This is a genomic window from Frankia sp. CoBUL1 (assembly GCF_978021245.1).
Genome location: NZ_CDXDOS010000195.1, coordinates 1 through 6,538, shown reverse-complemented (window position 1 = coordinate 6,538; position 6,538 = coordinate 1). Strand labels below are relative to the sequence as shown.

Below are 6,538 nucleotides of genomic sequence, written 5' to 3'. Positions count from 1 at the left end.
AGCCCTGGGTATTAACCGGCTTGCGGTGACTTTGAGTTAAGCCGCTGAGAGGGTGGGGCCTCTCAGGTGGGCAGCCAGGGGCGGCCCTCAGCGAGGTCGGCAAGTAGAGAGAACAGGAACCACCCCGCACACAGAGAACTTGACAGAGAACTTGACAGCACCCACCAGAGAACTTGTCAGCACCTGCGGGCATCGGATGACGGGGTGCTGTCACACCCCGGCCAGCCGGTTCCCGTCGCACAACTACCACTGCGGCTACCTGCGCGCCAACTACGGCACCGGCGGGCTGTGTCAGCACCTCGCCGGCCCGGCGCTCGACCGCTACGTGACTGCCCAGCTGCCCGGCGCCACTACCAGCTTGCCGAACCAGAAAACCGGCTGGTCACCCGCCAGCTGGAAACCGGCTGGGAGACGGCCCTGGCCAACCCCGGCCCCGGCCGGACACGATCCCCGAAATCCCGAAATCCCGAAATCCCACAGGCACAGGCCTCACCAGCCGGCCAGAACCCCGGACCGGCCCACCAGACGACCCCAGCCGAACCGCTCAACAAGACGACCTAACACACCCGATAGCCAATCGATTGCCGATCATGGAAAACGCGAAAGTCGAGTGGCATCGGGCGCCGATGATCGGTGCTTACCCGGGTAGCTGCCGCCAGATTTCGCGCCAGCGGGTGTCGGACAGGGAAGCCGGATCGGCGCCCTCGGCACGGACTGTGCCCTCGACGGCGGCCAGCCGGTCCCGGAAGCGACGGGCGGTCGCCCGAAGGGCCCGCTCCGGATCGACGGAGGCCATCCGGGCGAGCGCGACGGCGGCAAAGAGCAGATCACCGATCAGGTCGTCCCCCGCCGTGCCCGACCGGGCCAGTACGGCGGCCATGGCGGCGATCTCGGTGACCCGATCGCCCGCGTGGGTCACACCCCCAGCGGCCGTCCCGGTCAGCGCGAGATCCGCCGGGACGCCGATGCCGGCAGCCCGCTTCAGCAGCTTGGCCGCGAGGGACAACGCCGGTTGGGAGAGTGGGACACCCTCGGTCACCGAGACGCGCCCCTTCTCGACCGCCTTGATCGCGTCCCAGTTGGCGACGACGTTCGCCGGACCGTCCACGACCACGTCACCGAACACGTGCGGATGACGGCGGATCAACTTGGCCACCAGACCGGCCGCGACGTCATCGACGTCCCAGCCGTCGTCGGCGCGCTCGGCTGCGATCCGAGCGTGGAAGAGCACCTGCATCAGCACGTCGCCGAGTTCCTCGCGCAGCTCGGTGAGATCGCCGTCCTCGATCGCCTGATACGCCTCGTACGTCTCCTCGACCAGGTACGGGGCGAGCGAGGTGTGAGTCTGCTCGGCGTCCCAGGGGCAGCCGCCCGGCGACCGCAGGCGGTCCATGACCGCGACGGCGTCCAACAGGCTCGAGCCGGGCAGCTCCCTGGTGGCCACGAGGCTCGTCACTTCGGCCCCGGTCACCCCGTCGGCGCCGGCATCGTTCCGTTCCCCGGAGCCACTCGCCTCGTCGAGGAGGCAGTCGAGGATGCTCGGCGCAAGCGGATCGGGTAGCCAGGCGACCTCGGCCGCCGCGGGATCAGGCAGGGCGGCCCGGATGAGGGTCACCGCGCCGGCCAGACCGCCGGGATCGCCGGGATCGACGATCAGGACGGTCGCACCGGCCGCCCGCAGCGCGGCGAGCTGAGGATGCGTGGGGCTCGCGGTCAGGACGGGCACCGTGCGCACGACATCCCACGCCCGGGCCGTGAGAATTCCCGGTGCCACCCGGGGGCTGGTGACGACCACGGTGATCCGCATCAACATGTCGCCGTCCGCTCAGGATTGGGTGGTCAGGTCCAGGATCGGCGTGGGCGCGGGCTTGCTGGCGATCGAGCCCTCAGCGGCGACCACGGCGAACTGCTTCGTGTCCCAGGTACCAAATCGTGGGTTTATCGAGATGGGATCCCGGGACTCGGCCTGCGCGAGTAGCGGACGCACCTTCGTCGCCCGTTTGTCCGCCACCAGGAACCGAGCCAGGTAGGGCTTGGCCTGCCGGTAGCTGAGAGGGATCTTCCCGATCTGATCGACGATGCTGTCGTACTGGGCGCGGGTGTCCGCGTCGGAGGCGAGGACACCCGGACTGATCTTGTCCCCGAGCGCCGACTCGAACGCTCCCGAGCGGACGATCGTCGCCACGTCCTGCTGGGCGAAGCCTGCCGCGGCGGCTCGCTGCTCGAACGCCTTCACGCTGCCGAACTGCAGGATCGCGTACGCCTGGTAGTAGGACGCGATGTCCTGGCCGGTCAGCGAGATCCCCAGCCGCTTCGCCTCACCGGAGATCAATTCGAGCTGCACGAGCGTGGTCAGGGTTCGTCGCTGGAGTTCACCCCGGTTGAGACTCTGCGACGCCGACTGCGAGGTCTGCGGGATCGGTACCGTCTGCGCGGCCTTGAGCCCGCGGTCGACGATGCCGCGCAGCTGGGAGGTCCCGATGGTCTGCGAACCGACCTGGGCGGCGGCCCCGGCATGGGTCGTGCACCCGGTACCGACGAGCACGAGGAGCCCGACACCGGCGAGGAGACGGGAAAGCTTCACGAGCCGAGACGGTATCCGCTCAGCGTGGCGTACGGTACGGCGCCCTACGCCAGGAGTCAGATCGAGGCCGCCGCGGCGGCGACCGAGTCGCCCGCGACCGCATGCAGGAGCTGGCCGACCCAGGCGAGCAGAGCCCGGTCCCGCAACGGCCGGGAACCGATGCGCCCCGTCTCGGTCGGCGCGGGAACGAGTACGGTCCGCACCGCCGGTTTGACCACGGCGCCCCGGTAGAGCCGGGTCAGCCGGAGTGTCTGACTCTCCCGCAGCTCCAGCGGAGCGAACCGGATCTGGCGACCGGCGGTGATGATCTCCGTGACGCCGAAGCGCCGGGCAAGCGCCCGCAGGCCCGCGACGGCCAGCAGGTTCTCGACCGGTTCGGGCAGCGGACCGAACCGGTCCACGAGCTCGCCACGCACCTCGTCGATGTCGGCGTCCGTGGCGGCGCCGGCCAGCCGCCGGTAGGCGTCCAGCCGCAGCCGCTCGCTCGGCACGTAGTCGTGCGGCAGGCTCGCGTCGACCGGCAGCTCGACCTTGACCTCCGGGGGCTTCTCGATCCCCTCCTTGCGGTACTCGGCCACCGCTTCGCCGACCATCCGCACGTACATGTCGAACCCGACCGAGGCGATGTGCCCGGACTGCTCGCCGCCGAGCAGGTTGCCCGCTCCCCGGATCTCCAGGTCCTTCATGGCTACGGCCATTCCGGCACCAAGGTCGTTGTGCTGGGCGATCGTGGCGAGCCGGTCGTGGGCGGTCTCGGTCAGCGGCTTGTCCGGCGGGTAGAGGAAGTAGGCGTACGCCCGGTCCCGGCCCCGCCCGACCCGGCCGCGCAGCTGGTGCAGCTGGGACAAGCCGAACACGTCGGCCCGCTCGACGATGAGGGTGTTGGCGTTGGAGATGTCCAGGCCCGACTCCACGATCGTCGTGCAGACCAGCACGTCGAACTTCTTCTCCCAGAAGGAGACCATGACCTGCTCAAGCGCGTCCTCGTGCAGCTGGCCGTGGGCGGTGGCGATCCGCGCCTCGGGAACAAGATCGCGCAGCCGGGCGGCGGCCCGGTCGATCGTCTCCACCCGGTTGTGGATGAAGAAGACCTGCCCCTCGCGCAGCAGCTCCCGGCGGATCGCCGCGGCCACCTGACGGGCGTCGTAGGCGGCGACCGAGGTCAGCACCGGGTGCCGCTCCTCGGGCGGAGTGTCGATGGTCGACAGCTCCCGGATACCGGTGATCGACATCTCCAGCGTGCGGGGGATCGGTGTGGCGCTCATCGTGAGCACGTCCACCGCCGTGCGCATCTTCTTGAGCTGCTCTTTGTGCTCGACACCGAAGCGCTGCTCCTCGTCGACGATCACCAGGCCGAGATCCTTGAAGCGGTTCTCCCCGGACAGCAGCCGGTGGGTGCCGATGACCACGTCGACACTGCCGGTAGCGAGCCCCTCCTGCACCGCCTTGTGTTCGGCGGGCGAGTTGAACCGGCTCATCGCCTTCACCACCACCGGGAATGCGGCGTAACGCTCGGAGAAGGTCTGGAAGTGCTGCTGGACCAGCAGCGTCGTGGGCACCAGCACCGCGACCTGCTTGCCGTCCTGCACCGCCTTGAACGCGGCCCGCACCGCGATCTCGGTCTTGCCGTAGCCGACGTCGCCGCAGATTACCCGGTCCATCGGGACCGGCTCCTCCATGTCGGCCTTGACCTCGTCGATGGCGGAGAGCTGATCGGGTGTCTCTCGGAACGGGAAGGCGTCCTCCAGCTCACGCTGCCAGGGACTGTCGGGAGCGAAGGCATGCCCGGGAGCAGCCATCCGGGCGCTGTAGAGCCGGATCAGCTCACCGGCGATCTCCTTGACGGCCCTGCGGGCCCGACTCTTGCGCTTGGCCCAGTCGGCGCCGCCGATGCGGTCCAGGCTCGGCGCGTCACCCCCGACATACCGGGTGATCTGTTCAAGCTGGTCGGTCGGCACATACAGTCGGTCGCCCCGGGCGTATTCCAGCAGAAGGTACTCCCGCTTGGCGCCCGCGACGGTCCTGGTGACCATCTCGACGTAGCGGCCGACGCCGTGCGCGTCGTGGACCACCATGTCCCCGGGGAGCAGGGCGAGCGGATCGATGCCCTTGCGCCGCCGGCTCGGCATGCGCCGCATGTCCTTCGTGCTCACCCCGCGGGCACCCGCGATGTCGCTTTCAGTAAGAACGGCGAGGCGCAAAGTATCGCTGGTGAAGCCGGTGGCGAGCCGACCGCAGGTGACCATGGCGACGCCCGGAGTGAGGGTGGCCTCCTCGGCGAGGCCGGCGCCCAGGTCGGCGTCGCGCAGCATCTCCACCAGGCGCTGCGCCGGACCGTGTCCCTCGGTGACCAGCAGCACTCGCCAGGACTCGGCGAGCCAGCCCTTGACGTCGGCGATGACCGCCGCGGTGTCCCCGTGGTAGATCGGCGCGGGCCGGAGGCTGGCGACCACCGTGTTGTCGCCGTAGTTGTCGCCGTACTCGGTCCCGTCGTAGGCGGCGCCCGTCAGCCCGGTGCCCGCCGGTTCCCGGTCGCTGCCTGCCGGGGTCGACATGAAGGGAGTGACCGACCACCACGGCAGGCCGAGATCCTCGGCACGCTCGCGGACCTCGATGATCGATCGGTAGGCGGCCGCGCCGAGATCGATCGGCGCGCCGCCACCCAGCGCCGCGACGCTCCACGACGCGTCGAGGAACTCCTGGCTCGTGCGCACCAGTTCACTCGCCCGCGAACGGACCCGTTCGGGATCGCAGACCAGCACGTGGGTGCCGGCCGGCAGATCGTCCAGGAGTAGTGACATGGCGTCGACGAGTACCGGGGCGAGCGCCTCCATCCCCTCCACAGGGATGCCATCGGCGATCTTGTCGAGCAGGTCCAGCAGCTCCGGGTGGCGCGTCGCGAGGTCCGCAGCCCGCGCCCGCACCTGCGCGGTCAGTAGCAGTTCGCTGCACGGCGGCGCGAACAGGACACGGCCACCACCGGTCGCGCCATCATCCTCCGGTAGCGCCCGCTGGTCCGCCACGGAGAACCGGCGGATATCCTCGACTTCGTCGCCGAAGAACTCGACCCGCAGCGGATGCTCCTCGGTGGGCGGGAAGACGTCGAGGATGCCGCCGCGCACGGCGATCTCGCCGCGCCGCTCGACCAGGTCCACCCGATGATAAGCGATGTCCACCAGCCGCGTCACCACGCCGTCGAGGTCGGCCGTATCGCCCTCGGCGAGGGTGACCGGTGCGAGCTCGCCGAGCCCGGCCACCTGGGGTTGCAACACCGCACGGATCGACGCGACCACGATCCGCAGTGGCGGCCGACCGGTGCTCGCCGGATGCACGAGCCGGCGCAGCACGGCGAGGCGCTGCCCGACCGTGTCAGCCCGGGGGGACAGCCGCTCGTGAGGCAGGGTCTCCCAGCTCGGGAAGACCGCGACCACACCGGGACCGAGCAGGCTGCCGAGCGCCGACGCCAGATCCTCGGCCTCCCGGCCGGTAGCCACGACAGCGAGGACCGGCCGGTCGGCCCCGACCGCCAGGGCCGCGGCGGCGAAGGGCCGCAACGCCGCGGGACCAGCGAGGTCGAGGACCGGTTCACCGACCGCGCCGATCGCCCGGCCCAGGGCAGGGTCCCCGCCGGGACGGGCGATCAGCGCGTCGAGCAACGGCGCGAGGGTCATGGGGTGCGTCCCTGTGCCTCTCGGTTGGTTGGGATCCGATGGTTGGGATCCGACGACGTGACACGGCGAGGCCGATCCGGCCCCGATCTACCGTCCGGCCCGGCCCCGCTCCACACGACGCTTCCGCCCGGCGATGCCCCGGTCCGCAGGCGTCGGCAGCGGGTCAACCTCGATACCCAATCGATCTTGATGCCGGGCCGACCCTAATACGGGTCAACCTTGATACCGGATCGACCTCGATCGGCTCAACCCTGTCGGCACAGACGATATGTCCAGCCTACGG

General features: G+C 70.0%; 3 protein-coding genes. All 3 read right to left on the bottom strand.

The features are described 5' to 3' along the window. Positions 1-637: 637 nt before the first annotated feature. From mazG to mfd, 3 genes are read right to left on the bottom strand one after another with little or no spacing between them, the layout of a single operon-like run. Complete coding sequence (gene mazG / locus AC08OX_RS13395; protein WP_476608125.1) at positions 638-1,813, bottom strand: nucleoside triphosphate pyrophosphohydrolase; 1,176 nt, start codon at positions 1,811-1,813, stop codon at positions 638-640. A gap of 12 nt (positions 1,814-1,825) precedes the next feature. Next, the gene (locus tag AC08OX_RS13390) at positions 1,826-2,584 is read right to left on the bottom strand and encodes a SurA N-terminal domain-containing protein (RefSeq protein WP_476608124.1); all 759 of its coding nucleotides are present in this window, start codon (positions 2,582-2,584) and stop codon (positions 1,826-1,828) included. Between the two features lie 56 nt (positions 2,585-2,640). Next, the gene (gene mfd / locus AC08OX_RS13385) at positions 2,641-6,255 is read right to left on the bottom strand and encodes a transcription-repair coupling factor (RefSeq protein ID WP_476608123.1); all 3,615 of its coding nucleotides are present in this window, start codon (positions 6,253-6,255) and stop codon (positions 2,641-2,643) included. Positions 6,256-6,538 lie beyond the last annotated feature (283 nt).

Excerpts from the sequence above, each read along its gene's own strand:
- mazG (WP_476608125.1), bottom strand. The coding sequence starts at position 1,813 with ATGTTGATGCGGATCACCGTGGTCGTCACCAGCCCCCGGGTGGCACCG.
- mfd (WP_476608123.1), bottom strand. The coding sequence starts at position 6,255 with ATGACCCTCGCGCCGTTGCTCGACGCGCTGATCGCCCGTCCCGGCGGG.